Below are 26,021 nucleotides of genomic sequence, written 5' to 3' on the forward strand. Positions count from 1 at the left end.
GCGCTCAGTCGCGCGGTTCGTGCCCGTGCAGCTCGACGAGGGTCGCGAGCCGCACGGCGGCGTGCCCGGCGTGGGCGCCGTCGGCGCTCTGGATGCCGAGGACGGTGTGGGTCGTGCCGTCCGACAGGTCGAGCCGGGCGAAGGTCGAGTCCCGCCCGAAGCGGACGCCGACGACCTCCGCCCACTCCAGGCGCCGGGTGGTGAGGACGTTGCGGACGACGACGCCTGCCTCGTCGGGCAGCACGGCGACGCCGCCGAAGCGGTGGAGCAGCCACGCGCCGGCCGCGGCCAGGGTGAGGAAGCCGACCCGGTCCCCGACCCCGATCCCCGGGTAGGGCGGGTAGCCGGCCGCGAGGGCGCCGAAGACGACGACCCACGCGACGGCGACGCCGTACGGCACCCACCGACCCCACCGCGGGCGCAGCGGGCGGTGGACGCGCTGCCGCTGCTGCTCCGGCCCGTCGCCGCTCACAGCCGGCAGGCGTGGATCTCCGTCACGAGGATGGCGCGGGCGCCCACGTCGTACAGCTCGTCCATCACCCGGTTCGTGTCCGCCCGCGGCACCATCGCCCGGACCGCGGACCAGCCGGAGTCGTGGAGGGGCGACACGGTCGGGGACTCCAGGCCGGGCGTCACCGACGCCGCCTTCTCCACGAGCTCGTTGCGGACGTCGTAGTCGATGAGGACGTACCGGCGGGCCGTCATGACCCCCGTGAGCCGCCGGGCGAGGACGTCGACCGAGGGGTGCCGGGTCTGGCCGGCCTGCGTGCCGTCGGGCACGACGAGCACGGCCTCGCTCTCCAGCAGCGGCTCGCCGAAGACCTGCAGCCCGGCGTTGCGCAGCGTCGTGCCGGTCTCGACGACGTCGGCGATGACGTCGGCGATGCCGAGCTGCACGGCGGACTCCACGGCGCCGTCGAGACCGACGACGCCCGCCTCGATGCCGCGGCCCTCGAGCCAGCGCCGGACCAGGCCGGGGTAGGCGGCGGCCACACGCGTGCCGGCGAGCTGCTCGACGGAACGGGGACCGTCCTCGGGTGCGGCGAAGCGGAAGGTCGAGCGGGCGAAGCCGAGCGCGAGCACCTCCTGCGCCGGTGCGCCGGAGTCGAGCATGAGGTCCCGCCCGGTGATGCCGACGTGCAGCGTGCCGCTGCCGACGTACACGGCGATGTCGCGCGGACGGAGGAAGAAGAACTCGACGTCGTTGTCCGGGTCGACCATGCGCAGCTGCTTGGGGTCGCGGCGGCGGCGGTACCCGGCCTCGGCGAGGATGTCGTGCGCGGCCTCCGACAGGGAGCCCTTGTTGGGGACGGCCACGCGCAGGGTGCTGCCGTCGGTGCTCGTGGTGCTCGTCGTGCTCATCGCGCAAGGGCTCCTCAGAGGTAGCGGTAGACATCGTCGAGGGTGAGGCCCTTGGCCACGAGCAGCACCTGCAGGTGGTACAGCAGCTGGCTCGCCTCCTCGGCGAGCTCCTCGGGCCCCTGGTACTCCGCCGCCATCCACACCTCGGCGGCCTCCTCCACGACCTTCTTGCCGATGGCGTGGACGCCGGCGTCGAGCGCGGCGACCGTGCCCGAGCCCTCGGGGCGGGTGACGGCCCGGTCGCTGATCTCCGCGAACAGGTCCTCGAACGTCTTCACGTGGGGACAGCCTAGGCGCCGGCGGTCAGGCGGCGGTCACGCGGCGGTCTCGAGCCGGCCGTAGGTGGTCGTCCGCTGGGCCACGGGTCGCCCGATCCCGGCCGCGATGGCCGTCAGCTCCTCGACGGTCTTCGCCGAGCCGTGCGCGGAGCCGGCCATCCGGCTGATCGTCTCCTCCATGAGCGTGCCGCCGAGGTCGTCCGCTCCCCCGGTGAGCATGGCCCGGGTGCCGTCGACGCCGAGCTTCACCCACGACGTCTGGACGTGGTCGACGCGACCGTGGAGGAGCAGCCGGGCGACGGCGTGGACGGCGCGGTTGTCGCGCAGCGTCGGCCCCGGCCGGGCGATCCCGGCGAGGTAGATCGGCGAGCTGTGGTGGACGAACGGCAGCGGCACGAACTCCGTGAACCCGCCCGTGCGGTCCTGCACGCCCGCGAGGGTGCGCAGGTGCGCGACCCAGTGGCGGGGGTGGTCGACGTGGCCGTACATCATCGTCGAGCTGCTCGGGATGCCGAGGGAGTGGGCGGTCTCGACGACCTCGAGCCACGCGCTCGTCGGCAGCTTGCCCTTGGTGAGCACCCACCGGACGTCGTCGTCGAGGATCTCCGCCGCGGTCCCGGGGATGGAGCCGAGCCCCGCGTCCTTCACCTCCTCCAGCCACTCGCGGACGCTCGCGCCCGCCCGGGAGGCCGCAGACACCACCTCCATGGGGCTGAACGCGTGGACGTGCATCCCGGGCGCCGCGGCGAGGACCGCCCGGACGATGTCGGCGTACGCGCCCGGGCCGAGGTCCGGGCTGATGCCGGACTGGATGCACACCTCGGTGGCACCGAGCGCCTGCGCCTCGGCCGCGCGGCGCCCCACCTCCTCCAGCGACAGCGTGTAGGCGTCGGGGTCGGTGCGGCGCTGGGCGAACGCGCAGAAGCGGCAGCCGACGTAGCAGACGTTCGTCACGTTGATGTTCCGGTTGACGACGTACGTGACGGCCTCCCCGACCGTCGACCGGCGGACGTCGTCCGCGAGGCGGGCGAGGGCGTCGAGCTCGGCGCCGTCGCTCGTCAGGAGGGCGAGGTACTGCTCGTCCGCGAGGCCCGCGGGGTCGTCGGCCGCCCGCCGCAGCGCCTCGGCGGCGTCGCCCGTGCCCCACACGGCCGGAGCGTGGACGCGCTCCCCCACCGCCTGCCAGTCGCCGTAGACGACGTCGAAGTCGCCGCGGCGGTCACCGGTACGCCCCTCGGTGTCGACCGCCGTGTGGAGGTCGGCGCGCCCGCTCGTCACGAGGCCGCCGTCCGGCTCCTGCCACGGCCGGCCGACGGCGCGGACGCCCTCGCGGGCCAGCCCCGTGACAGGGTCGGCGAGCGCCTCGACGTGGGGGCGGACCCGCTCGTCGAGCCACGGGGCGCCGTCGTGCAGCGCCGCCCTCACGTAGGCGGGGTGCACCGTGAGCCGCGGGCGCAGCGCGAACCCGGCCTCGCCGGTCCAGCGGGCGAGGTCGTCGAGCTGCGGCCACGGCCGCTCGGGGTTGACGTGGTCCGGCGTCACCGGGGACACCCCGCCCCAGTCGTCGACCCCGGCGCGCACGAGCTCGGCGAGGTCGGCGGGGTCGGACAGGTTCGGCGGTGCCTGCAGCGACACGGTCGGGCCGAGGAGCAGCCGGGCCACCGTGACGGTCGCGAGGTACGACTCCCGGTCGAGGTCGGGCACCGCCCGCATGGCCGTCCGCTCCTTCGCCCGGAAGTTCTGGACGATGACCTCCTGGGTCGCGCCGTACTCGCGCGCGACGCGGCGGATCGCGAGCAGCGCGTCGACCCGCTCCGCGGCCGTCTCCCCGATCCCGAGGAGCACGCCCGTGGTGAACGGGACAGCCAGACGACCCGCGTCCTCCAGGACGCGCAGCCGCACCGCGGGGTCCTTGTCGGGGCTGCCGAAGTGCGGCCCGCCGGGCTCGGACCACAGCCGCGTGGCGGTCGTCTCGAGCATCATCCCCATCGACGGCGCGACCGGCTTGAGCCGCTGGATCTCCTGCCAGCTCATGACGCCGGGGTTGAGGTGCGGCAGCAGGCCCGTCTCCTCGAGGACGGCGACGGCACACGCGCGGACGTAGGCGAGCGTCGAGTCGTACCCGCGCTCGTCGAGCCAGCGCCGTGCCTGGGGCCAGCGCTCCTCGGGGCGGTCGCCGAGGGTGAAGAGGGCCTCGAGGCACCCCGCGGCCGCGCCGTCCCGTGCGATCCGGAGTACCTCCTCCATCTCGAGGTACTCCGACGGCACGCGGTGCGGCACGGTGACGAACGTGCAGTAGTGGCAGCGGTCCCGGCACAGGCGCGTGAGGGGGATGAAGACCTTCGGGGAGTACGTCACCGTGCTCGGCCGACCGGCGCGCGCCATGGCCTCGTCGCGCACCCGGCCCGCCGGCTCGGCCAGCGCCGTCAGCGCGTCGCCGCGCGCGTGGAGGAGGGCGGTCGCCTCGGTGGCGTCGAGGGCCTTGCCGTCGACGGCACGGCGTACCGCGCGCTCGACCTCACGAGGGGTCGGGGGGACGGACGGGACGGCGACGGACGTCACCGGAGCAGGCTACGCGCGCGGTCCGCCGGTGCACCGGCGGCCGGCCGGCGTCATGACCCAGGAGCGAGCCACTGCTCACGCGGAGTGAGCCGAGCCGCACGACCGCCCTCCACCATTGCCCTGCGTCACCAGGCACGAGCACACTGGTCGCCTGCTTCTCCGTGGTGGAGGTGGGCGTGGTCGACGACCGTGACGCCGCGTCCACCGCCGCGCGCCCGGACACGTCGTTGGGGGACCGCCTCCTGGACGCCGAGGCACGCCTCGAGGCGACCGACGAGGTCCTCCGCGCGCTCGGCGGGCGTGGGGCGACCGCGGACGCGGTGTTCGACGTCGTCGTCGACAGGGCGCTCGCGCTGGCCCGCGCCGACACGGTCCAGCTGTGGCTCCTCGACGGACGCGTCTTCCGGCTGTACCGCAGCGCGGGGCGGGCGGGCCCCGAGCTCACCCGGCAGCTGACCCGACGCCCGGTCGAGCTGTCGTCGGGCAGTGTCCTGGGTCGTGCGGCGCTCGGGCGCCGCACGGTGCAGGTCGTCGACGTGCTGGCGGACCCGGAGTACGCCAGGCAGGACCTGCAGCGCCTCGCCGGGTTCCGCACGCTCATGGCGGCGCCCATGATCGTGGGCGACGAGGTCGTGGGTGTCGTGTCCGCCTGGCGGCTCGATCGCCCCCGGGCCTTCGACGAGACGGAGACGGACCTCCTCACCGCCTTCGCCGACCAGGCCGCGGTCGCCGTCCGGCAGGTCCGGCTGCTCGCCGACCTCGAGCAGCGACGGCTCGAGCTGGCCCGCAAGGTCGACCAGCTGGAGACCCTCGGGGAGGTCGGGCAGCTCGTGTCGTCGAGCCTCGACCTCGACGAGGTGCTCGCGACGGTGCTCCACCACGCCGTGCGGCTCGCCGGCTGCGCGGGCGGTTCGATCATGCAGTACGACGGGTCGAGCGACGCCTTCTCCGTCCGTGCCGCGGTCGGGACCGACGAGGCGCTGCTGCGGCGGCTGCAGTCCACCGTCATCCAGCGCCGCAGCACGCTCGTCGGGCGCGCGGCCCACGACGGCCGTCCCGTGGAGGTGCCCGACCTGCGGGCGGTCGAGGAACCGCTCGACCCGCACCTGCTCGCCCTGCACGACCACGGCTGGCGGTCGGTGCTCGCGGTCCCGATGGTGCGCCGGGACGAGCTGGTGGGCGCCCTCGTCGTGCGGCGGCGGGAGCCCGGCGCCTTCTCGGCGGAGGTGCGGGAGCTCGTCGAGACCTTCGCGGGCCAGTCGACCCTCGCGATCGTCAACGCGCGCCTCTTCGGCGCCCTCGCCGTCAAGTCCGCGGAGCTCGAGGTCGCGAGCCGCCACAAGTCCGAGTTCCTCGCGAGCATGTCCCACGAGCTGCGGACGCCGCTCAACGCGGTCATCGGGTTCTCCGAGGTCCTCCTCGACCGGCTCTTCGGCGACCTGACCGAGCGGCAGGAGGAGTACCTCCACGACATCCACTCCTCCGGACAGCACCTCCTCGAGCTGCTCAACGAGATCCTCGACCTGTCGAGGGTCGAGGCCGGGCAGATGGAGATGGACTACGCGGTGTTCGCCGTGCGCGACACCGTCGAGAGCGCCATGCAGCTCGTCCGCTCGAGGGCGGACGCCCACGGGATCAGCCTCACGCTGACGGTCGCCGACGGCGTGGACCGGCTCGAGGCCGACGAGCTGCGGGTCAAGCAGGTGCTCGTCAACCTGCTCTCGAACGCCGTGAAGTTCACCGGCGACGGCGGGCACGTCGAGGTCGGGGTGTCGCTGGACGACGACGACCTCGTCGTCGCGGTGCGCGACGACGGCATCGGGATCGCGCCGGAGGACCGTGACCGCATCTTCGAGTCGTTCCAGCAGGGCCGGCGCGGGGCGCCCAAGGAGGAGGGCACGGGCCTCGGGCTCACGCTGAGCCGTCGCATCGTCGAGCTGCTCGGCGGACGGCTGTCCCTGCACTCCGAGGTCGGTGTCGGCAGCACGTTCACGGTCGCCCTCCCCCTGCGGCGTCCCGGGTCGCGCGACGCCACCGGCCCCCACGCCCTGTCGGTCTCCGGGGACGGCGAGCGGGTCGTGGTGGTGGTCGACGACGACCGGGCGTCGCAGGAGCTCATCGGCGCCTACCTCCGCGGGACGGGTGCGCTCGTGCTGCGTGCCGAGGACGGGGCCGCGGGACTGGACGCCGTCCGGCGCGCGAGGCCGCAGGCGGTGGTCCTCGACATCCGGCTGCCGGTCCTCGACGGATGGCAGGTCATCGCGGCGCTCAAGGCCGACCCGACGACCCGGGACATCCCCGTCGTGGTGGCGTCGGTCGTCGACGAGCGCGCCCGCGGGCTCGCGATGGGCGCCGCCGCGTACCTCGTCAAGCCGCTGCACCGCGAGCCGTTCCTCCGCGCGCTCGAGCCCGTGCTCGCGGGGGCGTCGTGACGCGCGGCCGGGTCCTCGTCGTCGAGGACAACCGGCTCAACCGCAAGCTCGTCCGGGACGTGCTCGTCCATTCCGGCTTCGACGTCGTCGAGGCGGCGACGGGCGAGGACGGAGTGCGCGTGTGCCGGGACACGCACCCCGACGTCGTGCTCATGGACCTGCAGCTGCCCGGCATCGACGGGACCGAGGCGCTGCGCCTCCTCAGGACCCAGCCGGGCGGTGACGTCCCGGTCGTCGCCGTCACGGCGTCGGTCATGGCGAGCGACCGCGCGGCGGTGGCGGCCGCGGGGTTCGACGGCTTCCTCGAGAAGCCTCTCGACGTGCGGCGGCTGCCGGAGCAGGTCGGGGACCTCGTCGCGCACGGGCGGCTGACGTGAGCGCCGCGCCGGCCCAGCAGGAGGAGCCCGTCGTCGTCCTCGCCGTCGACGACCAGCTGCCGAACCTGCGTCTGCTCGACGCCGTCCTCACGCCCCGCGGCTACGAGGTGCTGTGCGCGCCGTCGGGGCGGGACTGCCTCGCCCTCCTCGCGCACCGCGAGGTGGACGTCGTCCTCCTCGACGTCCTCATGCCGGGCATGGACGGCTACGAGACGTGCCGGCGGCTGCGGGCGGACGAACGGACGGCGTTCCTCCCGGTCGTCATGCTGACGGCGAGCGGGCAGCAGCAGCGGGTCGAGGCGCTCCGGGCGGGCGCCGACGACTTCGTGACGAAGCCGTTCGACACGCACGAGCTGCTCGCCCGGATCGCCTCCCTCGCGCGGGTGAGGCGGTACCACGTCACCGTCGCCCGCCAGGCGGAGGAGCTGGCGAGGCAGGCCGAGGAGCTCGCGTGCTGGAACCGCGAGCTCGAGGGCCGCGTGCGCACCCAGGTGGCGGAGCTGCAGCGCCTGCACCGGCTGCGCCGCTTCCTCGCCCCGCAGGTCGCGGAGCTCGTGCTCGAGGCGGGCGACGAGGTGCTCGCGAGCCACCGACGGGAGATCGTCGTCGTCTTCTGCGACCTCCGGGGGTTCACGCCGTTCGCCGAGGCGAACGAGCCGGAGGAGGTCATGGCCGTCCTCGCGTCCTACCACCGGGCCCTCGGGGAGCTCGTCCACGCGCACGGGGGGACGCTGGAGCGCTTCACCGGGGACGGGATCATGGTGTTCTTCGGCGACCCCGTGGAGCAGGACGACGCCGCCGCGCGGGCGCTCGCCATGGCGCTGGCCATGCGGGAGCGGGTGCGCGTCCTCGCGGCCGAGTGGGCGCGACGCGGGCACGACCTCGCGCTCGGCGTCGGCATCGCCCAGGGCTACGCGACGCTCGGCCAGGTCGGCTTCGAGGGCCGTCAGGACTACGCCGCCATCGGGTCGGTGACGAACCTCGCGGCGCGCCTGTGCGGGGAGGCCGCGGCGTGGCAGGTGCTCGTGAGCCAGCGCGTCACCGCCGACGTCGACGGGCTCGCCCGCTTCGACCAGGTCGACGACGTCGTGCTCAAGGGCTTCCGGCAGCCGGTCCGGGTGTTCGAGGTGGTGGAGGTGTCGGGATGACGGTGCTCGAGCAGCTCGGCGAGGCAGAGCGCTACGAGCGCTACGACGCCCTGCAGGCGCGGATGGTCGACGTGTGGCGGGACATGCGGCAGGGCCACGGCGACGAGTCCGTCGTCGTCGTGCCGTCGGTGAGCGTCGACCGTTCCGGCACGCCGCCGCCGTCGGCGGTGCTCCAGGCCATGGAGGAGCGGTCGCTGTTCCTGCTGCTCCTGCTACGCCAGCCGCGCCTGCGGCTGGTCTACGTGACGTCGATGCCCATCCCGACGGCCGTCGTCGACTACTACCTCGGGCTGCTGCCCGGCGTCGTCCGCAGCCAGGCCCTGCCGAGGCTCACGATGATCGCCCTCGGGGACGCCTCCCCCCGGCCGCTGAGCGAGAAGCTCCTCGCGCGGCCGCGCGCGCTGCAGCGCGTCCGCGACGCGCTCCCGAACCCGGCCCGCAGCCACCTCGTCCCGTACAACACGACGTCGCTCGAACGCGACGTGGCGCTGTCCCTGGGGATCCCGGTCTACGGCGCCGACCCGCGCCTCCTGCCGTTCGGCACGAAGACCGGCTGCCGTCGCCTCTTCGAGGCGGTCGGTATCGCGTACCCCCTCGGGGAGGAGGCCGTCCACGACGTCGACGAGGTCGTCGCCGCGCTCGTCCGCATGCGCGCGCGCCGCCCGGGCCTGCAGGAGGTCGTCGTCAAGCTCGACGACGGGGTCTCCGGCAGGGGCAACGCGCTCGTCGACCTCCGCGGTCTACCCCCGGCGGACGACGCGGACCTGCCGAGCGCGCTCCGGGAGCGGGTGCTCGGCATGCGCCTGGAGGCCCCCGGGCTCGCGCTCGAGGAGTACCTCGGCCAGCTCGCGGGCGGCGGGATCGTCGAGGAGCGCATCGTGGGACGCGACCTGCTGAGCCCGAGCGTGCAGCTGCGGGTGCTGCCGGGGGGCGAGGTCGAGCTGCTGTCGACGCACGACCAGATGCTCGGCGGCGAGAGCGGGCAGAGCTACCTCGGCTGCGTGTTCCCGGCCGACCCGGCGTACGCGCGCGCCATCAGCGAACCGGCCCTGCGGGTGGCCGAGCGCCTCTCGGCGCTCGGGGTGCTCGGCCGGTTCGCCGTCGACTTCGTCGTCGTCCGCGACGGCGAGGGCGAGCCGTGGCAGCCCTACGCGATCGAGCTCAACCTGCGAAAGGGCGGCACGACCCACCCGTTCCTCACCCTGCAGTACCTCACCGACGGCACGTACGACTGGCGCGACGCGTCGTACCGCACGCACAGTGGCGCCCCGAAGCACCTCGTCGCGACCGACCACCTCGAGTCGCCGCTGCTGCGCGCCCTGACGGTCGACGACCTCCTCGACGTCGTCACCGACCAGGGACTGCACTTCGACCAGTCGACGAGGACCGGCGTCGTCCTCCACATGCTGACGTGCGTCACCGAGGTGGGCCGGGTCGGCGTCACCGCGGTAGGCGACACCCCTGAGCAGGCGCAGGCGCTGTTCCGACGGACGGAGGAGGCGCTCCTCGCGGAGGCGGCGGAGGCCGCTCGCGCCGTGCCACTGCCCGGCTGAGGTGGCTCAGCCAGCGGCGAACCCCACGCTCCCCCGGCTCCCCCGCCGTGCCGTCCGCAGTCCCAGAACGGTGCTGACGGCAGCCTCGGCGGCCTCGGCGCCCTTGTCCTCCCGCGACCCGGGCAGGCCGGCGCGGTCGAGCGCCTGCTCGACGGTGTCGCACGTGAGGAGCCCGAAGCCGACGGGCGTCGCGGTGCGGACGGCGACGTCGGTGAGGCCGGACGTCGCCGCCTGGCACACGTAGTCGAAGTGCGGCGTGCCGCCGCGCACCACGACCCCGAGGGCGACGACGGCGTCGACGTCCGGCGCGAGGGTCGCCGCGGCTACGGGCAGCTCGAACGAGCCGGCGATGCGGACCTCGACGACGTCGGTGACGCCCGCGTGGGCGAGCGCCCGACGGGCACCCGCGAGCAGGCCGCCCATCACCTCCTCGTGCCAGCTCGCCGCCACGACGGCGACCCGCAGGCCCGCCCCCGCGCCCTCGGTCACGATGGTGCTCGGTGCGCCGTCCCCGCTCATGCGGTGCCTCCCTGGCTGCTCGTGCTGCTGCTGCTCCCGGTGCCGAGGTCGTCGAGGGCGCCGGGCAGGACGTGACCCATCCGGTCGCGCTTGACGGCGAGGTAGCCGACGTTCTCCGGCCGCGTGCCGACGACGAGCGGCACGCGCTCGACCACGTCGATGCCCCCGTCGAGCAGCGCCTGGACCTTGTCGGTGTTGTTCGTGAGGAGCCGCACCTCCGACACCCCGAGGTCGGAGAGGATCGCCGCGGCCGCGCCGTACTCGCGGGCGTCGGCGGGCAGGCCCTGCACCGTGTTGGCGTCGACGGTGTCGAGCCCCGCGTCCTGCAGCGAGTACGCCGCGACCTTCGCGGCGAGGCCGATGCCACGGCCCTCGTGGCCCCTCTCGTACACGACGACCCCGCCCTCGAGCGAGATGCGTGCGAGGGCGGCCTCGAGCTGCGGTCCGCAGTCGCAGCGCAGCGAGCCGAGTGCGTCGCCGGTCAGGCACTCGGAGTGCACCCGCACCAGCACGGCCCGCCGACCGGGGGTGTCGCCGGGACCGGCCGGGCCGGACGGACCGGACGCGGCGATCGCGAGGTGCTCGTGGCCGGTGAGCACGTCGCGGTAGGCGTGCACCCGGAAGACACCGGTGCGGGCCGGCAGGTCCGCCGAGGCGACGCGGCGCACCCGCGCCTGCTCCGGCGTCGGGACGGGGACGGGTGCGGCGGGGGCCTCCGACGGGGCGCCGCCACCGGCGCGGCGCCACGCCACGAGGTCGGCGATGCTGCACACGACGAGCCCCTCGGAGCGGGCGAGCGCGAGGAGCTGGGGCAGGCGCAGCAGCTCGCCCTCGTCGTCGACGACCTCCCCGATGAGCCCGACGGGCGGCAGGCCTGCGGCGCGGCAGAGGTCGACAGCCGCCTCGGTGTGCCCGTTCCGCTCGAGCACCCCGCCCGCGCGTGCCCGCAGCGGCAGGACGTGCCCGGGCCGGACGAGGTCCCGCGGCCCGCTCGACGGGTCGGCGAGCACCCGCAGCGTCCGCGCCCGGTCGGTGGCGGAGATCCCGGTCCCCACGCCCTCGCGCGCGTCGACGCTCACCGTGTAGGCGGTGCGGAACGGGTCCTCGGTGTCCGGCCACATGAGGGGCAGCCCGAGCCGGTCGGCGACTTCCGGCGGCATCGGGGCGCACAGGTAGCCGCTCGTGTGCCGGACCGTCCACCCGACCCAGCGCGGGGTCGCGGCGGCGGCCGCCATCACGACGTCGCCCTCGTTCTCGCGGTCGGCGTCGTCGACGACGATCACCGGGCGGCCGGCGCGGATCTCGGCGACGGCGACGTCGATGCCCGCCAGACCTGCCGGGCCGTTCACGGCGTCACCTCCAGCGCCGCGAGCCGGGCTCGGACCTGGTCCTCGACCTGCTTCTCCACGTACTTCGCCAGCACGTCCACCTCCAGGTTGACGGGGTCGCCCACCGCGCGCAGACCGAGCGTCGTCGCGGCGAGCGTCGTGGGGATGAGGGACACCTCGAAGGCGTCGTCGAGCACCGCCGACACCGTGAGGGAGGTCCCGTCGACGGCGATCGACCCTTTCTCGACGACGTAGCGACGCAGCGGCTCGGGCAGCGCGACGCGGACGACCTCCCACCGCTCTCCCGGCTCGCGCGCGACGACGTGCCCGACGCCGTCGACGTGCCCCTGCACCACGTGACCGCCGAGCCGCGCGTCGGCCCGCAGCGCCCGCTCGAGGTTGACCCGGCGGCCGGGTGCGAGCCCCGCCAGGGCGGTGCGGCGCAGCGTCTCGGCCATGACGTCGACGGTGAAGGAGCCCGCCTCGACGGCGACGACGGTGAGGCACACGCCGTCGACGGCGATGGAGTCCCCGTGGTGGGCGTCGGACGTGACGAGCGGGCCGCGGACGGTGAGCCGTGCGGACTCCGCCCCCTGCTCGAGGGCCACGACCTCCCCCAGCTCCTCGACGATGCCGGTGAACATCAGGCGCTCTCCTCCACGGGTGGTGGGACGGGTCGGGACACGACGACGACGTCGCCCTCGAGCCGGGCGACGTCGACGAGCTGCAGACGGGGTACGTCGGCGACGGTGCGGACGCCGAGGTCGCCGACCGCGGCGGGCCCGCTGCCGAGGACCGCGGGCGCGAGGTAGGTGACGACCTCGTCGACCACCCCGGCGCGCAGGAACGCGGCGGCCACGGTCGGTCCGCCCTCGACCCACACGTGGCGGACCTCCCGCTCCGCGAGCGCCGCGAGAGCGGCGGGGACGTCGCGGGTGCGCAGCTGGAGGCTCTCGGCGGCGTCGTCGAGCACGCGGGCGCCGGCCGGCAGGCCCCGCTCCCCCAGCACGACCCGCAGGGGCTGCCGCGCCAGCGGCTCGGTGGGCCGGGCGGGGTCCCGCGTCGTGAGCCACGGGTCGTCGACGATCGCGGTCCCCGTGCCGACGAGGACGGCGTCGGCCGTGGCCCGGCGACGGTGCACGTCGGCGCGGGCGGCGACACCGGTGAGCCAGCGGCTCGTGCCGTCGGCCGCGGCGACCCGGCCGTCGAGGGTCGCGGCCCACTTGAGGGTGACGAAGGGCCTGCCCGTGCTGACGGCGTGCCGCCAGTACCGGGTGAGGGCGAGGGCCTCGTCGCGGTGGGGCCCGGCGACGACCTCGACCCCGGCGGCGCGCAGGGTGCGCGCGCCCCCGGCGGCCCGGGGGTCGGGGTCCTCGACGGCGACGACGACGCGTCGGACGCCGGCGGCGAGCAGCGCGCGGCTGCACGGCCCGGTCCGGCCCCGGTGGTTGCAGGGCTCGAGCGTGACGACCGCGGTGGCCCCGTGCGTGTCGCGGCCCTGGCGCTGCGCGTCGGCGAGGGCGGCGACCTCGGCGTGCGCCGTCCCGGCGCCCTCGTGGTGGCCCTCCCCCAGGACCCGGCCGTCGGCGTCGAGGAGCACGCACCCGACGCGGGGGTTGGGGCCGTGCGCGGGACCGTGCGCGGCGAGCGCGAGGGCGCGCCGCATCGCCTCGTCCTCGTGCGCCGTCGTGGCCCCGGTGGTCATCGCCTGCTGCCGTCCCGTCCGTCCGCTGCTGCGCGGGCTCCGGGGGACGGTGGTGCGGGTGCACCGACGACGCGGCCCGCTCCTCGGGCCCTCGCGGGCGCCGGGTCGCGGCCACGCCAGCGCGCGCCTCCCATCCGGACTCTCACCGTCGGTCCTGGAGTTCCACCAGGTCAACCGGCCGTTGGCTGCGGTCGGGTCGCGGACTGTCACCGCCGGTTCGGAATTGCACCGACCCCGGAGCACGCTGTGTGTCGACACCAGCATGCCACGGGCGGGCGGGCTCCCGCCCGCCCGCCCGTGGCGGTTCGCCGCTGCGCCTAGCCGCTCGTGCTGCGTCTGCGCGAGATCGCGTCGACGCTCGCCGCGAGCAGCAGGACGAGACCCGTGACGACGAACTGGATACCGGACTCGCTCGTCACGAGCGGCAGCCCGTTCTGGATGATGCCGATGACGAGACCACCGAGGACGGCGCTCGCGATGAAACCGCGACCGCCGAACAGGGAGGTGCCGCCGATGACGGCCGCCGCGACGGCGAAGAGCAGGGTCTGCGCACCGCCGGTGCCGGGGTCGACACCGCCGAGTCGCGAGGCGAGCAGGATGCCGCCGAACGCCGCGAGGCTCGAGGAGATCATGAAGCAGAGGATCGTGATCCCCTGCACGCTGATGCCGGCGCGGCGGGCGGCCTCCTTGTTGCCGCCGACGGCGTAGACGTGCCGGCCGAAGGCCGTGCGGTTGAGCAGGAGGCTGAGGCCGATGAGGGCGACGGTCGTGATGGGGAGGATGTACGGCACGCCCCGGATGGACGTCGCCGCCGGGTTGGGTGAGCGCTCGCCGCTCAGCACGAGCACGACGATGCCGAGGACGACGAGCAGCCCGACGGCGCCGGCCCAGAACGTGGCGGCCGGGCCCGGGTCCAGGCCGGCCCGCGACCGGGCTCGACGTCGCAGCAGGCCCATGACGACGAAGAAGCCGACGACGAGCGCGAGGTAGACCCACCCTCCGGCGATGGACATGTTGGCGTTCATGAGGGCCCGCACCTCCTCGGAGTTGCGGACCGGGATGGTGCCGCCGCTGCCGATGACGAGGAGGATGACGCCCTGGAGGGCGAGGAACGCCGCGAGGGTCACGACGAACGACGGGATGCCGAGGAAGGCGACGATCGACCCGAGCGTGAGACCGATGAGCGTGCCGACGAGCACCGCGACGAGCATCGCGAGGTACGGCGGCCAGCCCTGCTGGGTGACCAGGACCGCGAGGACGGCGGCACCCGTGCCGGCCGTGAAGCCGGCCGACAGGTCGATCTCGCCGAGGAGCAGGACGAACACGAGCCCCATGGCGATGAAGATGACGGCCGCGGACTGCGCGAGCAGGTTGCCGAAGTTGAAGGCGGTGTTGAACACCCCGGGCCGGGCGATCGTGAAGAGCAGGAACAGCACGACGATGCCGAGCACCGAGCTGAGCATGCCGATGTCGCCGGAGCGCACGCGCGCCCCGTAGGCGCCGAAGGCCTCCTTGAGCGCGTTCACGCTGCACCACCGTTCTCCGCGTCGGCGTCGCGCAGCCCGATGTCGCCGCTGCGGCCGCTCGTGATGAGCTCGACGATCTGCGCCGTCGTCGTGTCCTTCGCCTTGATCTGCGCCGCGGTCTGACCGAGGTAGAGGGCGACGACCCGGTCGGCGACCTTGATGACGTCGTTCATGTTGTGGCTGATGAGGATGACGGCGAGGCCGCGGTCGGCGAGCCGCCGCACGAGGTTGAGGACCTGCTCCGTCTGCGCGACGCCGAGGGCGGCCGTCGGCTCGTCGAGGATGACGACCTTGCTGTTCCACAGCACGGCACGGGCGATGGCGACGGTCTGCCGCTGCCCGCCCGAGAGGGACGACACCTTCGTGCGGACCGACTTCAGGGTCCGTACCGAGAGACCGTCGAGGGTCTCCCGGGCCGACTTCTCCATCGACGCCTCGTCGAGGGTGATGCCCGTCCGGTTCTCGCGGCCGAGGTACATGTTGGCGACGACGTCGAGGTTGTCGCACAGCGCGAGGTCCTGGTACACGACCTCGATCCCCAGCGCGTTCGCCTGCTTGGGGTTCTCGACCTTCACCGGCCGGCCCTCGAACAGGTACTCCCCCGCGTCGAAGGCGTGGATGCCCGCGACCGACTTGACGAGCGTCGACTTGCCGGCGCCGTTGTCGCCGACGAGGGCCGTCACCTCCCCCCGGTGGGCCTCGAAGTCGACCCCCTTCAGCACGTGCACCGCCCCGAAGTGCTTGTCCACCTTGCGGAGCTCGAGCACCGGTGTGCCCGATCCCGCGTCCTCTGGCGCCATCCTCGGTCCTCCTCGACCGTCGTGGGTTGTGTGGTGCGGAGGTGTCCCTCGCGGGACGCGGGGACGGGGGCCGCGGGCAGTGCCCGGGCCCCCGTCACCAGCGGTGGGTCAGCCGACCCCGAACTCCTCGCACGCGGCCTGGAGCTCCTCGGTGGTGCAGATGTTCTCGGCCGTGGTGAACCCGTCGGCGACGACGTCCTGGACGTTGTCCTGGTAGATCGCCTGGGGCTCGAGGAGGACCGACGGGACGCCGCTGACGTCGCCGGTGGCGAGCTCGTCCGCCGCGGCCGTGTCGCCGTTGATGAGGGCGATGGCGAGCTCCGCGGCGGCTTCGGCCTCGGCGCGGACGGCCTTGTAGACCGTCATGCACTGGGTGCCCTGCAGCACGCGCTGCAGGCCCTCGTCGGTGGCGTCCTGCCCGGTGACAGGGATCTGGCCGGCGAGGCCGTTGCGCTCGAGGACGGAGATCACCGCGCCGCCGAGGCCGTCGTTGGCAGCGGCGACACCGACGAAGTCACCGCCGGTGTTCGTGAAGATCTGCTCGAAGATCGTGGCGGCCTGGGTGTTGTCCCAGCCGGGGACGGCCTGGTCGTCGGCGATGCCGTAGCCGGCCTCGGTGATCGCGGCCTCGTAGCCCTCCTTGAAGAGGGTCGCGTTGTTGTCGTCGGGCGAGCCGTTGAGGAGCACGACGTCGCCCTCGGTGACGCCGTCCTCCTGCAGGCACGTGACGAGGCCCTCGCCGATGGTGGTGCCGACCGCGACGTTGTCGAACGACACGTAGTAGTCGGCGTTGCCGTCGACGGTGAGCCGGTCGTAGTCGATGACGGGGATGCCCGCCGCCTGCGCGTCGGCGATGACCGTCGCGCCGCTCGAGGAGTCGAGGTTGACGATGAGGAGCGCGTCGACCCCGGCGTTGATCATGCCGTCGGCGATGGTCTGGAACTGCTGGGCGTCGCCCTCGGCGTTCTGGATGTCGGCCTCGATGCCGGCCGCCTCGAAGGCCTCCTGGAGGAACGGGCGGTCGGCGGTCTCCCACCGGACCGAGCTGGCGGAGTCCGGCAGGATCACGCCGACGCTGGCGCCCTCGGCCGAGCCGCCGCCTGCGGCGTCGTCGGTCGCCGCGTCCGTCGCGGCGCCGCCGCCGGCGTCGACGCTCGCGTCGTCGGTCGTGCCGCCGTCGTCGCCGCCGCCGCACGCGCTGGCGACGAGGGCGAGCGCGACACCGGTCGCGGCCACCACTGCACGGGTACTTCTCATGGGTCGAGCCTCCTAGTGCGACAGTGCACCGCGGGCGTGGCCGCTGCGCCCGCGAGCGGCGTCGCTCGCGGTAGCAGCCCGGACCGGCCCTCGGGGTCCCGGATGGGTGTCCCGAACGGTAAGCGCGTACATGGCCCGTGGCCAGCACCGCTGCATAACGGTTCGGTCACACAACTAATCGCGCCCGGTATGCCCGGTGGCCGCGTCCCGCGGGGCCCGTGTGGGCCCCGCGGGACGTCGTGTCAGGCCCCGACGAGGCTGCGGAGGACGTACGGCAGGATCCCCCCGTTGCGGTAGTAGTCCGCCTCCCCCGGCGTGTCGATGCGGACGACGGCGTCGAGCTCGACGGTCTCGCCCGACTCCTTCGTCGCCGTCACGCGTACGGTCCGCGGGGTCGCGCCGTCGTTGAGGCCCTCCACGCCCGTGACGTCGAAGGTCTCGGTGCCGTCGAGGCCGAGCGAGGTCGCCGACTCGCCCTCGGGGAACTGCAGCGGCAGCACGCCCATCCCGATGAGGTTCGACCGGTGGATGCGCTCGAAGCTCTCGGCGATGACGACCTTAACACCCAGCAGCGCCGTGCCCTTCGCCGCCCAGTCCCGGCTGGAGCCCGAGCCGTACTCCTTGCCTGCGAGCACGACGAGGGGCGTGCCCGCCTCGGCGTAGTGCTGCGCGGCGTCGTAGATGAACGCCTGCTCGCCGCCCGCCGTGAAGTCGCGGGTGTAGCCGCCGCTCACGCCGTCGAGCAGGAGGTTGCGCAGCCGGATGTTGGCGAAGGTGCCGCGGATCATCACCTCGTGGTTGCCGCGGCGGGAGCCGTAGGAGTTGTAGTCCTTGCGCTCGACCCCGTGCTCGTCGAGGTACTGCGCGGCCGGGGTGCCGGGCTTGATCGCACCGGCCGGGCTGATGTGGTCCGTCGTCACCGAGTCGCCGAGCAGGGCCAGCACCCGGGCGCCGTGGACGTCCTGGACCGGTGCGGGGTCGGCGGCCATGCCGTCGAAGTACGGGGGCTTGCGCACGTAGGTGGAGCCCGCGTCCCACGCGAACGTGTCGCCCTCGGGGGTCGGGAGCTCCTGCCAGCGGCGGTCACCGGCGAACACGTCGGAGTAGCCGGAGGCGAACATGCCCTCGTCGATCGTCGAGTCGATGACCTGCTGCACCTCCTCCGGGGAGGGCCAGATGTCGTCGAGCATGACGGGCGCACCGGACTCGTCGTGCCCCACGGGCTCGGCGGCGAAGTCGAAGTCCATGGTCCCGACCAGGGCGTACGCCACGACCAGGGGTGGCGAGGCGAGGTAGTTCATCTTGACGTCGGGGTTGATCCGGCCCTCGAAGTTGCGGTTGCCGGACAGCACGCTGACGACGGCGAGGTCGTTGGCCTGCACGACCTGGCTCACCTCGCTCGGCAGCGGCCCGGAGTTGCCGATGCACGTCGTGCAGCCGTACCCGACGAGGTTGAAGCCGAGCTTGTCGAGGTACGGCGTGAGCCCCGCCTTCTCGTAGTAGTCCATGACGACCTTGGAGCCGGGCGCGAGGGAGGTCTTGACCCACGGCTTGCGGGCGAGGCCCTTCTCGACGGCCTTCTTCGCCAGCAGCGCCGCCCCGACCATGACCGACGGGTTCGACGTGTTCGTGCAGCTCGTGATCGCGGCGATGACGACGGCGCCGTGGTCGAGCTCGGTCTCGGTGCCGTCGGCGAGGGTGAGGGGGACCCGCTTCGACACCCGCCCCTGCGCCGGCGGCCGGGCGCCGCCCTGCGCGGGCTCCTCGTGCGCGGCCTCGGCGCTGACGGCCGGGGCGTCGGAGGCGGGGAAGCTCTCGGCGGACGCCTCGTCGGCGAGGCTCGTCTGGCCCTCGTCCGTCTCGTGGTCGGCGTAGTCCGGCAGCACGAGGCGGAAGGCGTCCCGGGCGTCGCTGAGCGCGATGCGGTCCTGCGGGCGCTTGGGCCCGGCGATGCTCGGCACGACCTGCGAGAGGTCGAGCTCGAGGTACTCGCTGTAGCGCGGCTCGACGTAGCCGTCGGCCGACGGGTCGTGCCACAGGCCCTGGGCGCGGGCGTACGCCTCCACGAGCGCGACCTGCTGCTCGCTGCGGCCGGTGAGGCGCAGGTACTGCGTCGTCACCTCGTCGACGGGGAAGATCGCGCACGTGGACCCGAACTCCGGGCTCATGTTCCCGATCGTCGCCCGGTTCGCCAGCGGCACGGCCGCGACGCCCTCGCCGTAGAACTCGACGAACTTCCCGACCACGCCGTGCTGCCGCAGCATCTCGGTGATCGTGAGGACGACGTCGGTGGCCGTGACGCCGGTGGGGATGGAGCCGGTGAGCTTGAACCCGACGACCCGCGGGATGAGCATCGACACGGGCTGGCCGAGCATCGCGGCCTCGGCCTCGATGCCGCCGACGCCCCAGCCGAGCACCCCGATCCCGTTGATCATGGTGGTGTGGGAGTCGGTCCCGACGAGGGTGTCGGGGTAGGCGACGGTGGCGCCGTCCACGTCCTTCGTCATGACGCCTCGGGCCAGGTGCTCGAGGTTGACCTGGTGGACGATCCCGGTGCCGGGCGGCACGACCTTGAAGCCCTCGAAGGCCGTCTGGCCCCAGCGGAGGAACTGGTAGCGCTCCCGGTTGCGCTCGTACTCCAGCTCGATGTTGAGCGACAGGGACTCCGGCGTGCCGAAGCTGTCGACGATGACGGAGTGGTCGATGACGAGCTCGGCCGGTGCCAGCGGGTTGATGCGCGCGGGGTCGCCGCCGAGGTCGACGACGGCCTCACGCATCGTCGCGAGGTCGACGATGCACGGCACGCCCGTGAAGTCCTGCATGACGACGCGGGCCGGCGTGAACTGGATCTCCGTGTCGGGCTCCGCCTCGGCGTCCCACGCTCCGAGGGCGCGGACGTGGTCGGCGGTGACGTTCGCGCCGTCCTCGGTGCGCAGGAGGTTCTCCAGCAGCACCTTGAGGCTGTACGGCAGGTCCCGCGCGCCCTCGACCGCGTCGAGCCGGTAGTAGTCGTAGCGCTCCTCCCCCACCTCCAGGGTGTCGCGGGAGGAGAAGCTGTCGGGGTTCTGGCCTGCGCTCATGGGCGGTCCCTCCAGGCGTCGGTGCGTCCGTCCATCCTGCCCCAGTCGTGGGACGGGCGTCGGACGAGGTCTCTTGACGTCAAGATATCAGGTGGGCTCCTCGGGGAGGAAGAGCGCCACGCACTCGACGTGGTGCGTCATGGGGAACGCGTCGAGGGCCCGCAGGTCCGCGAGCCGGTACCCGCGCGCCGCCAGCAGCCCGGTGTCGCGGCCGAGGGCCGCGGGGTCGCAGCTGACGACGACGAGGCGCCGCGGACCGAGCGCGCGCACCCGGTCGAGGACGGCGGCGCCGGCCCCCGCCCGTGGCGGGTCGAGGACGACGACGTCCGCGGCGGACGGCACGCCCGCCCGCTCGTGCTCGTCCTGCTCGTCCTGCTCGTCCTGCTCGAGCGCGGCCTCGACCCGGCGCTCGACCACGGTGACGTTCGGGTGGTCGTGGGCGTTGCGCCGCAGGTCCGCGGCGCCGCGGGGGTCGGACTCGACGGACACGACCCGACCGCTGTCGCCCGTGTCGGCCGCCAGGGCGAGGCTCAGCAGACCGGCGCCCGCGTAGAGGTCGAGGACGGTGTCGCCGGGACGCGTCGCGGCGAGCTCCCGGACCAGCCGCACGAGCGTGTCGGCCGCGGCGTGGTGCACCTGCCAGAACCCGTCCCCGGACACCCGGAAGGTGCCGACCCCCGCGACGTCGTGGCGGACCCACGTGCGCCCGGCGACCCGGTGCCCCCCGCCGAGCACGAGGCCGAGGGCGTCGACACGGGGCAGCCGCGGTGGCCGGGCGGCGGTCCCTGCGCCGCCGCCCCGGTGCTGCCGGCGGTCCCGTCCGGACCCCCTCGACGGTCGCGGCGGGTCGGCGCGGACGACGGCCCCGTCCTCCCCCGCCTGCACCGAGACGGAGGCGACGCCCGGCCAGGGCAGTCGCGTGACGCCGGTCGCGTCGACGTCGTCGGCGACCAGCGGGCAGCGCTCGACCGGCAGGACCGTGTGCTCGCGGTGGGGGTGGAAGCCGACGCGACCGGCCGGGTCGACGCTGTAGCGCACGCGGGTGCGCCAGCCGAGGCCGGTCTCCTCCCCCGGTTCGCGCCCCGGCTCGGGCAGCGCCGCCACCACGAGCGGGTGCCCGGTCGCGGCCTCGACGTCCGTGCCGCCGAGGCGGGCCAGCTGCTCGGTGACGACGGCGGCCTTGAGGCGGCGCTGCTCGTCGAGCCGCACGTGCTGGAAGTCGCAGCCGCCGCAGCGGCCCGGCCCCGCGTACGGGCAGGGCGGCTCGACCCGCGCCGGCGAGGCCTCGAGGACCGCCACGGCGTCGCCGCGCCAGTAGCGCGCCGCGGGGTCGGCCTCGGTGAGGCGGACGCGCACCCGCTCGCCCGGGATCGCGTGCCGGACGAAGACGACGCGACCGGCCGGGTCGTCACCGACGCGCGCGACGACGTGCCCGCCGTGCGCGACGGGGCCGGCCGTGAGCTCGAGCAGCTCCGGGACCGCCTCCGTCACGGGTGCCGCTCGATGTCGCGGTCCGCCGCACCCGCGCGCGACGCCTCCTGGACGAGGCTGCGGTCGGCGGCGGCCCTGGCGGCGAGGTCGCCCTCCTCGATGCTGCTGCGCAGCTGGTACGGCACGCTCACGACCATGACGCCCGGCGTCGCCGCGAGGCGCGCCCGCAGCCACAGGTTGGACCGGTTGTGGAGCACCGCCTCCCACCAGTGCGCGACGACGTACTCGGGGAGGAAGACCGTGACGGCGTCCCGCGGACCCTTCGCCCGGACCGCCTTCACGTGCTCGACGAGGGGCTTCGCGACCTCCCGGTACGGCGAGTCGAGCACCCGCAGCGGCACGGGGACCTTGCGCCGGGCCCACTCCTCGCTCAGCTCCCGCGCCGCCTCCTGGTCGACGGCCACCGTCACCGCCTCGAGCGTCGAGGGGCGGGTGGCGCGCGCGTAGGCGAGCGCACGGGTCGTCGGGCGGTGCAGCCGCGACACGAGGACCACGGCGTGGACGCGTGCCGGCATGGTCTCGGGCGCCTCGTCGGCGGGGATCGCCGTCTCGCGGGACACGAGGTCGTAGTGACCGCGGACCCGGTGCATGCCGACACCGAGGGCCGCGACGACGAGCAGCGTCGCCCAGGCGCCGTTGGGGACCTTCGCCACCACGAGGACGAGGAGCGTGAGGCCCGTGCACGTCGCCGCCACGGCCGCCACGGCCGTGCCGAGCCGGGGCACCCAGCGGCGCGTGCGGCGGCTGCGGCCCTGCCGGAGCCGCCAGTGGCGCACCATGCCGAGCTGGGCGAGCGTGAAGCTCGTGAAGAGGCCGATGAGGTAGAGGTCGAGGAGCGGACCCACCCGGGCCTCCAGGACGAGGAGCATCGTCACGGCGCCGAGCGAGAGGGCGAGGATGCCGTTGCTGTAGGCGAGGCGGTCACCGCGACGGGCCAGCTGCCGCGGCAGGTAGCCCGCCTCGGCGAGGGTGGCGGCGAGCAGCGGGAAGCCGTTGAACGCGCTGTTGGCCGCGGTGAGGAGCGCGAGGACGGTCGCGACGGTGACGAGCACCGCGCCGACGCTCCCGGCGCCGAAGACCGCCTGCGAGAGCTGGGTGAGGACGCTCTGCTGCGTGTACTCCTCGCACGGCACCGGCAGGCCCTGCAGGTCGCACGGGTCGCGCGTCACCGTCACCCCGCTCACGACGGCGAGGGTGACGACCCCGGCGATGAGGGCGATGCTGAGCCCGCCGACCGCGAGCAGGGTCACGGCCGCGTTGCGCCCCTTGGGCGCCCGGAAGGCGGGGACGCCGTTCGCGGTGGCGTCGACCCCGGCCAGGGCCGCCCCGCCGCTGGCGAACGCGCGGAGGACGACGAGGGCGAGGGCGACGGCCGTGAGGTCCGTGCCGCGGTCCACATCGAAGTCCGCGCTCACCGCCACGGGGCCCTCCCCGCCCGCCCACCGCACGAGGCCGACCGTGACGAGGACGGCGACCGCGAGCACGAACCCGTACACGGGCACCATCGCGGACCAGCCGGCCTCGCGGCGCCCGCGCAGGTTGACCGCCGCGACGACGAGCACCGAGGCGACCGCGAGCGGGATCCGGCCGTCGTCGAGCACCGGGAGGGCGGACACGAGGTTGTCGACGGCGGCGGCGACGGCCACGGCGACCGTGAGGGTGTAGTCGACGAGCAGCGACGCGGCGGCGACGAGCCCCGCCCGGGGACCGAGGTTCCGCGAGGCGACGGCGAAGGAGCCGCCGCCGCCGGGGTAGGCGCGCACGAGCGGGCCGTACGACACCACGACGATGGCGATGACCACGCAGACGGCGAGGGCGACCTCGGGCGCCAGGACGAGCAGCGCGGTGCCGCCGAGGGCGAGGATGACGAGGATCTCCTGCGTCGCCCACGCGACCGAGGAGACGGGGTCGGCGGCGAACACCGGCAGGGCCAGGCGCTTGGGCAGCAGGGTGTCATCGGCGCTGCTGGAGGGCCTCGCGCGCCCGAGCAGGATCCGTTTGGGCACGGCGAGGAGCGAGGCCACGCGCCGATGCTAGGCCCCGCTACCGTGGCCCCGTGCACTTCGTCGTCATGGGCTGCGGGCGCGTCGGGGCCCGGCTCGCGCACGACGTGGAGGAGCAGGGCCACTCGGTCGCCGTCGTCGACCAGAACCCCGACTCGTTCCGTCGGCTCGGGCCGGACTTCTCCGGGCGGACCGTCGCCGGCATCGGCTTCGACCGCGACACCATGCTGCGCGCCGGGGTCGACGAGGCCTACGCCTTCGCCGCCGTCAGCAGCGGGGACAACTCCAACATCATCGCCGCCCGGGTCGCCCGCGAGACCTACGGGGTGCAGCGCGTCGTCGCGCGCATCTACGACCCGGGCCGCGCCGAGGTGTACCGCCGGCTCGGCATCGCGACGGTCGCGACGGTGCCGTGGACGTCCCGGGAGATCATCGCCGAGCTGCTGCCCACCGACAGCAGCGCCCTGTGGCAGGACGAGGCGGGCCGGGTCGCGCTCGTGGAGCTCGGTCCCCACGGATCGTGGTTCGGGCGCCCGCTGGAGGACCTCGAGCGCGCGACCGGTGCGCGGGTCGCGTACCTCACCCGGCTCGGGCACGCGCTGCTGCCGGCGACCGGGACGGTCCTGCAGGACGGTGACCGGGTGTTCGCGGCGGTGGAGCTCGCGCGCCGCCGGGCCGCGATCGACGCGGCCGCCGCCGAGGCGGAGGTGGAGGCGTGAGGGTCGTCATCGCCGGGGCGGGGAGCGTCGGGCGCTCCATCGCCCGGGAGCTCATCCACAACGGGCACCAGGTCCTGCTCGTCGACCGCCTGTCGAAGGCGGACCGCATGAAGGACACCCTCGAGCGCGCCGAGTTCCTCTACGCGGACGCGTGCGAGATCCAGTCCCTCGACGAGGCCCGCGTCGACACGTGCGACGTCCTCGTCGCGGCGACCGGCGACGACAAGGCCAACCTCGTGGTGTCCCTCCTCGGCAAGACCGAGTACGGCGTGCCGCGCACGGTCGCGCGGGTCAACAACCCCCGCAACGAGTGGCTGTTCGACAGCGGCTGGGGGGTCGACGTCGCGGTGTCGACGCCGCGCCTCATGACGGCGCTCGTCGAGGAGGCCGTGGAGGTCGGCGAGATGGTGCGGCTGTTCCAGCTGCAGCAGAGCTCCGCGTCGCTGTTCGAGTTCACGGTGCCCGCGGCCTCGCCGGTCGCCGGGACGCCGCTGCGGACGGTGTCGCTGCCCGCGGACACCGTCATCACGTGCATCGTCCGCGACCACCGGCCCGTCGCCCCCTCGGGCGACGACACCGTCGAGGCCGGCGACGAGCTCATGATCCTCACGACCCCCGAGCAGGAGGCCGACCTCGCGGCGCTGCTCGCCACCTGGCGCGGCGACCAGGCGTAGCGCGCGCCCGCGGTTCGCGCCCCGTCCGGCGTCCACAACCCCTGTGCCGCAGGGATCGGGGCGCGGAAACGGCCACTTCGGCCCATACAACCCCTGTGCCGCAGGGATCGGGGCGCGGATGCTGGCCTCAGGCGGGCGCGCGTCCGGGGGCCTCGGCCTCCTGCGCCCGGCGCTCGGCGAGCGCGGCGGCCTCCTCCTCGGTCAGCGGCGTGCGCCCGGCGGCGAGCATCCCCCCGATGACGAGGACGCTGAGCCCGAGCAGCGGCCAGCCGAGGGCGACCTTCGTGGCGCCGAGCACGACGACCGAGCCCGCGAGGTACAGCGGGAGCTGCACGACGACGCGGATGACGTAGTTCGCGAGCAGCACCGCCGTCAGCCGCTGGAAGAGCCGCCGCACGGCCGGTCGGGCGCGCCAGCCGGCCACGTCACCGGTCACCGCGCCGAAGAGGAGCCCGACGACGGGCCAGCCGCTCAGCATCGACAGGGAGAACACGACCGCGAGGCCGGCGTTGTACAGGATGCCGGGCAGGAAGAAGTCCCCGGCGTCCCCCGTCCGCACGGCGACGAGCGCGGAGACGACGACCCCGAACACCCCGGACAGCACGTGCGTGAGGGTCTGGCGCTGGAGCAGCCGCACGACGACGAAGACCGCCGTGGCGGCCACGGCCGCGACGACCGAGGTGCGCAGCTGCGACGTGAGCCCCCACGCGCTGAGGAACACGACGATGGGGACCGCCGCCTCGACGGTGCCGCGCCAGCCCCCCAGCGCCTTGAGCAGCTCGGTGCGGACGACGGCCTCGACGGTGGTCGGGACCTCGGCCTGCGTCACGTGCGCGCCGGCAGGAGCTCGTACGCCGGGTTGTAGATGACCTTGCTGCCGTCGTCGCAGCGGGACACCGTGCCGGTGACGCGCAGCTGGCGGCCCGGCTCGACCCCGGGGATGGCGCTGCGACCGATCCAGCGCAGCCGGACGGTGCCCGAGCCGTCGAAGAGCTCGGCCTCGAGGTGGCAGGAGGCCGGGGCGGGCTCGACGGTCACAGACCGGAGCGTGCCGCACAGCGTGGCGCGGCAGCGGCCCGGCAGGTCGACCACGGGGGTCCCCCCGAGCCGGCCCACGGCCTCCGCCTGCCGGCGCGCGGCGAGCTCGTCGTCGCTGCGGGTGAGCGACGCCAGGGCCCGGCGCCAGGCGCGGTCTGTCGTCATGGGT

The 26,021-nt window shown here is 74.4% G+C and carries 22 protein-coding genes and 1 riboswitch; of the genes, 6 read left to right on the top strand and 16 right to left on the bottom strand.

The window, feature by feature from the left end:
• Window positions 1-4: 4 nt before the first annotated feature.
• From WAB14_RS07560 to WAB14_RS07575, 4 genes are read right to left on the bottom strand one after another with little or no spacing between them, the layout of a single operon-like run.
• Window positions 5-472 (bottom strand): PH domain-containing protein, encoded by a 468-nt coding sequence (locus WAB14_RS07560; protein WP_340268948.1) that lies wholly within the window; start codon window positions 470-472, stop codon window positions 5-7.
• Window positions 469-1,362, bottom strand: coding sequence for an ATP phosphoribosyltransferase (gene hisG / locus WAB14_RS07565; protein WP_340268949.1), 894 nt, complete (start codon window positions 1,360-1,362; stop codon window positions 469-471). Before hisG ends, WAB14_RS07560 begins: the two co-directional genes overlap by 4 nt.
• 14 nt (window positions 1,363-1,376) lie before the next feature.
• Complete coding sequence (locus tag WAB14_RS07570; RefSeq protein ID WP_340268950.1) at window positions 1,377-1,640, bottom strand: phosphoribosyl-ATP diphosphatase; 264 nt, start codon at window positions 1,638-1,640, stop codon at window positions 1,377-1,379.
• A gap of 36 nt (window positions 1,641-1,676) precedes the next feature.
• A complete protein-coding gene (locus WAB14_RS07575) occupies window positions 1,677-4,202 on the bottom strand; it encodes a bifunctional FO biosynthesis protein CofGH (RefSeq protein WP_340268951.1) in 2,526 nt (841 codons plus the stop codon).
• 176 nt (window positions 4,203-4,378) lie between these two features.
• On the opposite strand from WAB14_RS07575, the gene WAB14_RS07580 reads away from it, so the two are divergent.
• From WAB14_RS07580 to WAB14_RS07595, 4 genes are read left to right on the top strand one after another with little or no spacing between them, the layout of a single operon-like run.
• Entirely contained in the window at window positions 4,379-6,634 is a 2,256-nt protein-coding gene (locus tag WAB14_RS07580) for a hybrid sensor histidine kinase/response regulator (RefSeq protein ID WP_340268952.1), read from the top strand.
• Window positions 6,631-7,011 (top strand): response regulator, encoded by a 381-nt coding sequence (locus WAB14_RS07585; RefSeq protein ID WP_340268953.1) that lies wholly within the window; start codon window positions 6,631-6,633, stop codon window positions 7,009-7,011. The genes WAB14_RS07580 and WAB14_RS07585 overlap by 4 nt, the downstream gene beginning before the upstream one ends.
• Window positions 7,008-8,159, top strand: a complete 1,152-nt coding sequence (locus WAB14_RS07590; RefSeq protein WP_340268954.1) for a response regulator — start codon at window positions 7,008-7,010, stop codon at window positions 8,157-8,159. The genes WAB14_RS07585 and WAB14_RS07590 overlap by 4 nt, the downstream gene beginning before the upstream one ends.
• Entirely contained in the window at window positions 8,156-9,712 is a 1,557-nt protein-coding gene (locus WAB14_RS07595) for a peptide ligase PGM1-related protein (RefSeq protein ID WP_340268955.1), read from the top strand. Before WAB14_RS07590 ends, WAB14_RS07595 begins: the two co-directional genes overlap by 4 nt.
• Window positions 9,713-9,718: 6 nt before the next feature.
• On the opposite strand, the gene ribH is transcribed toward WAB14_RS07595, so the two are convergent.
• The 10 genes from ribH to WAB14_RS07645 form a co-directional block, all read right to left on the bottom strand.
• Window positions 9,719-10,231, bottom strand: a complete 513-nt coding sequence (gene ribH, locus WAB14_RS07600; RefSeq protein WP_340268956.1) for a 6,7-dimethyl-8-ribityllumazine synthase — start codon at window positions 10,229-10,231, stop codon at window positions 9,719-9,721.
• Window positions 10,228-11,580: a GTP cyclohydrolase II gene (gene ribA, locus WAB14_RS07605; protein ID WP_340268957.1), complete on the bottom strand. Its 1,353-nt coding sequence runs from the start codon at window positions 11,578-11,580 to the stop codon at window positions 10,228-10,230. The genes ribH and ribA overlap by 4 nt, the downstream gene beginning before the upstream one ends.
• The gene (locus WAB14_RS07610; protein WP_340268958.1) at window positions 11,577-12,203 is read right to left on the bottom strand and encodes a riboflavin synthase; all 627 of its coding nucleotides are present in this window, start codon (window positions 12,201-12,203) and stop codon (window positions 11,577-11,579) included. Before WAB14_RS07610 ends, ribA begins: the two co-directional genes overlap by 4 nt.
• A complete protein-coding gene (ribD, locus tag WAB14_RS07615; protein ID WP_340268959.1) occupies window positions 12,203-13,264 on the bottom strand; it encodes a bifunctional diaminohydroxyphosphoribosylaminopyrimidine deaminase/5-amino-6-(5-phosphoribosylamino)uracil reductase RibD in 1,062 nt (353 codons plus the stop codon). Before ribD ends, WAB14_RS07610 begins: the two co-directional genes overlap by 1 nt.
• Before the next feature lie 118 nt (window positions 13,265-13,382).
• A riboswitch (FMN riboswitch) is annotated at window positions 13,383-13,510 on the bottom strand.
• A gap of 71 nt (window positions 13,511-13,581) precedes the next feature.
• Complete coding sequence (locus WAB14_RS07620) at window positions 13,582-14,790, bottom strand: sugar ABC transporter permease (RefSeq protein WP_340268960.1); 1,209 nt, start codon at window positions 14,788-14,790, stop codon at window positions 13,582-13,584.
• Complete coding sequence (locus WAB14_RS07625) at window positions 14,787-15,590, bottom strand: ATP-binding cassette domain-containing protein (protein ID WP_340268961.1); 804 nt, start codon at window positions 15,588-15,590, stop codon at window positions 14,787-14,789. The genes WAB14_RS07620 and WAB14_RS07625 overlap by 4 nt, the downstream gene beginning before the upstream one ends.
• A gap of 108 nt (window positions 15,591-15,698) precedes the next feature.
• Complete coding sequence (locus WAB14_RS07630; RefSeq protein ID WP_340268962.1) at window positions 15,699-16,847, bottom strand: sugar ABC transporter substrate-binding protein; 1,149 nt, start codon at window positions 16,845-16,847, stop codon at window positions 15,699-15,701.
• A gap of 242 nt (window positions 16,848-17,089) precedes the next feature.
• Window positions 17,090-19,927, bottom strand: coding sequence for an aconitate hydratase (locus WAB14_RS07635; RefSeq protein ID WP_340268963.1), 2,838 nt, complete (start codon window positions 19,925-19,927; stop codon window positions 17,090-17,092).
• 87 nt (window positions 19,928-20,014) lie between these two features.
• Entirely contained in the window at window positions 20,015-21,418 is a 1,404-nt protein-coding gene (locus WAB14_RS07640; RefSeq protein ID WP_340268964.1) for a class I SAM-dependent RNA methyltransferase, read from the bottom strand.
• Entirely contained in the window at window positions 21,415-23,442 is a 2,028-nt protein-coding gene (locus WAB14_RS07645; RefSeq protein ID WP_340268965.1) for an APC family permease, read from the bottom strand. Before WAB14_RS07645 ends, WAB14_RS07640 begins: the two co-directional genes overlap by 4 nt.
• Window positions 23,443-23,474: 32 nt before the next feature.
• On the opposite strand from WAB14_RS07645, the gene WAB14_RS07650 reads away from it, so the two are divergent.
• Together WAB14_RS07650 and WAB14_RS07655 are read left to right on the top strand one after the other, a co-directional pair.
• Window positions 23,475-24,140 (top strand): potassium channel family protein, encoded by a 666-nt coding sequence (locus tag WAB14_RS07650; RefSeq protein ID WP_340268966.1) that lies wholly within the window; start codon window positions 23,475-23,477, stop codon window positions 24,138-24,140.
• Window positions 24,137-24,814 (top strand): potassium channel family protein, encoded by a 678-nt coding sequence (locus tag WAB14_RS07655; RefSeq protein ID WP_340268967.1) that lies wholly within the window; start codon window positions 24,137-24,139, stop codon window positions 24,812-24,814. Before WAB14_RS07650 ends, WAB14_RS07655 begins: the two co-directional genes overlap by 4 nt.
• Window positions 24,815-24,941: 127 nt before the next feature.
• Here WAB14_RS07655 and WAB14_RS07660 read toward each other — a convergent pair whose 3' ends face one another.
• Together WAB14_RS07660 and WAB14_RS07665 are read right to left on the bottom strand one after the other, a co-directional pair.
• Window positions 24,942-25,643 (bottom strand): DUF3159 domain-containing protein, encoded by a 702-nt coding sequence (locus WAB14_RS07660; RefSeq protein WP_340268968.1) that lies wholly within the window; start codon window positions 25,641-25,643, stop codon window positions 24,942-24,944.
• Window positions 25,640-26,017 carry an OB-fold nucleic acid binding domain-containing protein gene (locus tag WAB14_RS07665; RefSeq protein ID WP_340268969.1) on the bottom strand — a complete coding sequence of 126 codons (378 nt, stop codon included), beginning with the start codon at window positions 26,015-26,017 and terminating at the stop codon, window positions 25,640-25,642. Before WAB14_RS07665 ends, WAB14_RS07660 begins: the two co-directional genes overlap by 4 nt.
• Window positions 26,018-26,021 lie beyond the last annotated feature (4 nt).

The organism is Aquipuribacter nitratireducens (assembly GCF_037860835.1).
Taxonomy (GTDB): Bacteria; Actinomycetota; Actinomycetes; order Actinomycetales; family JBBAYJ01; genus Aquipuribacter; species Aquipuribacter nitratireducens.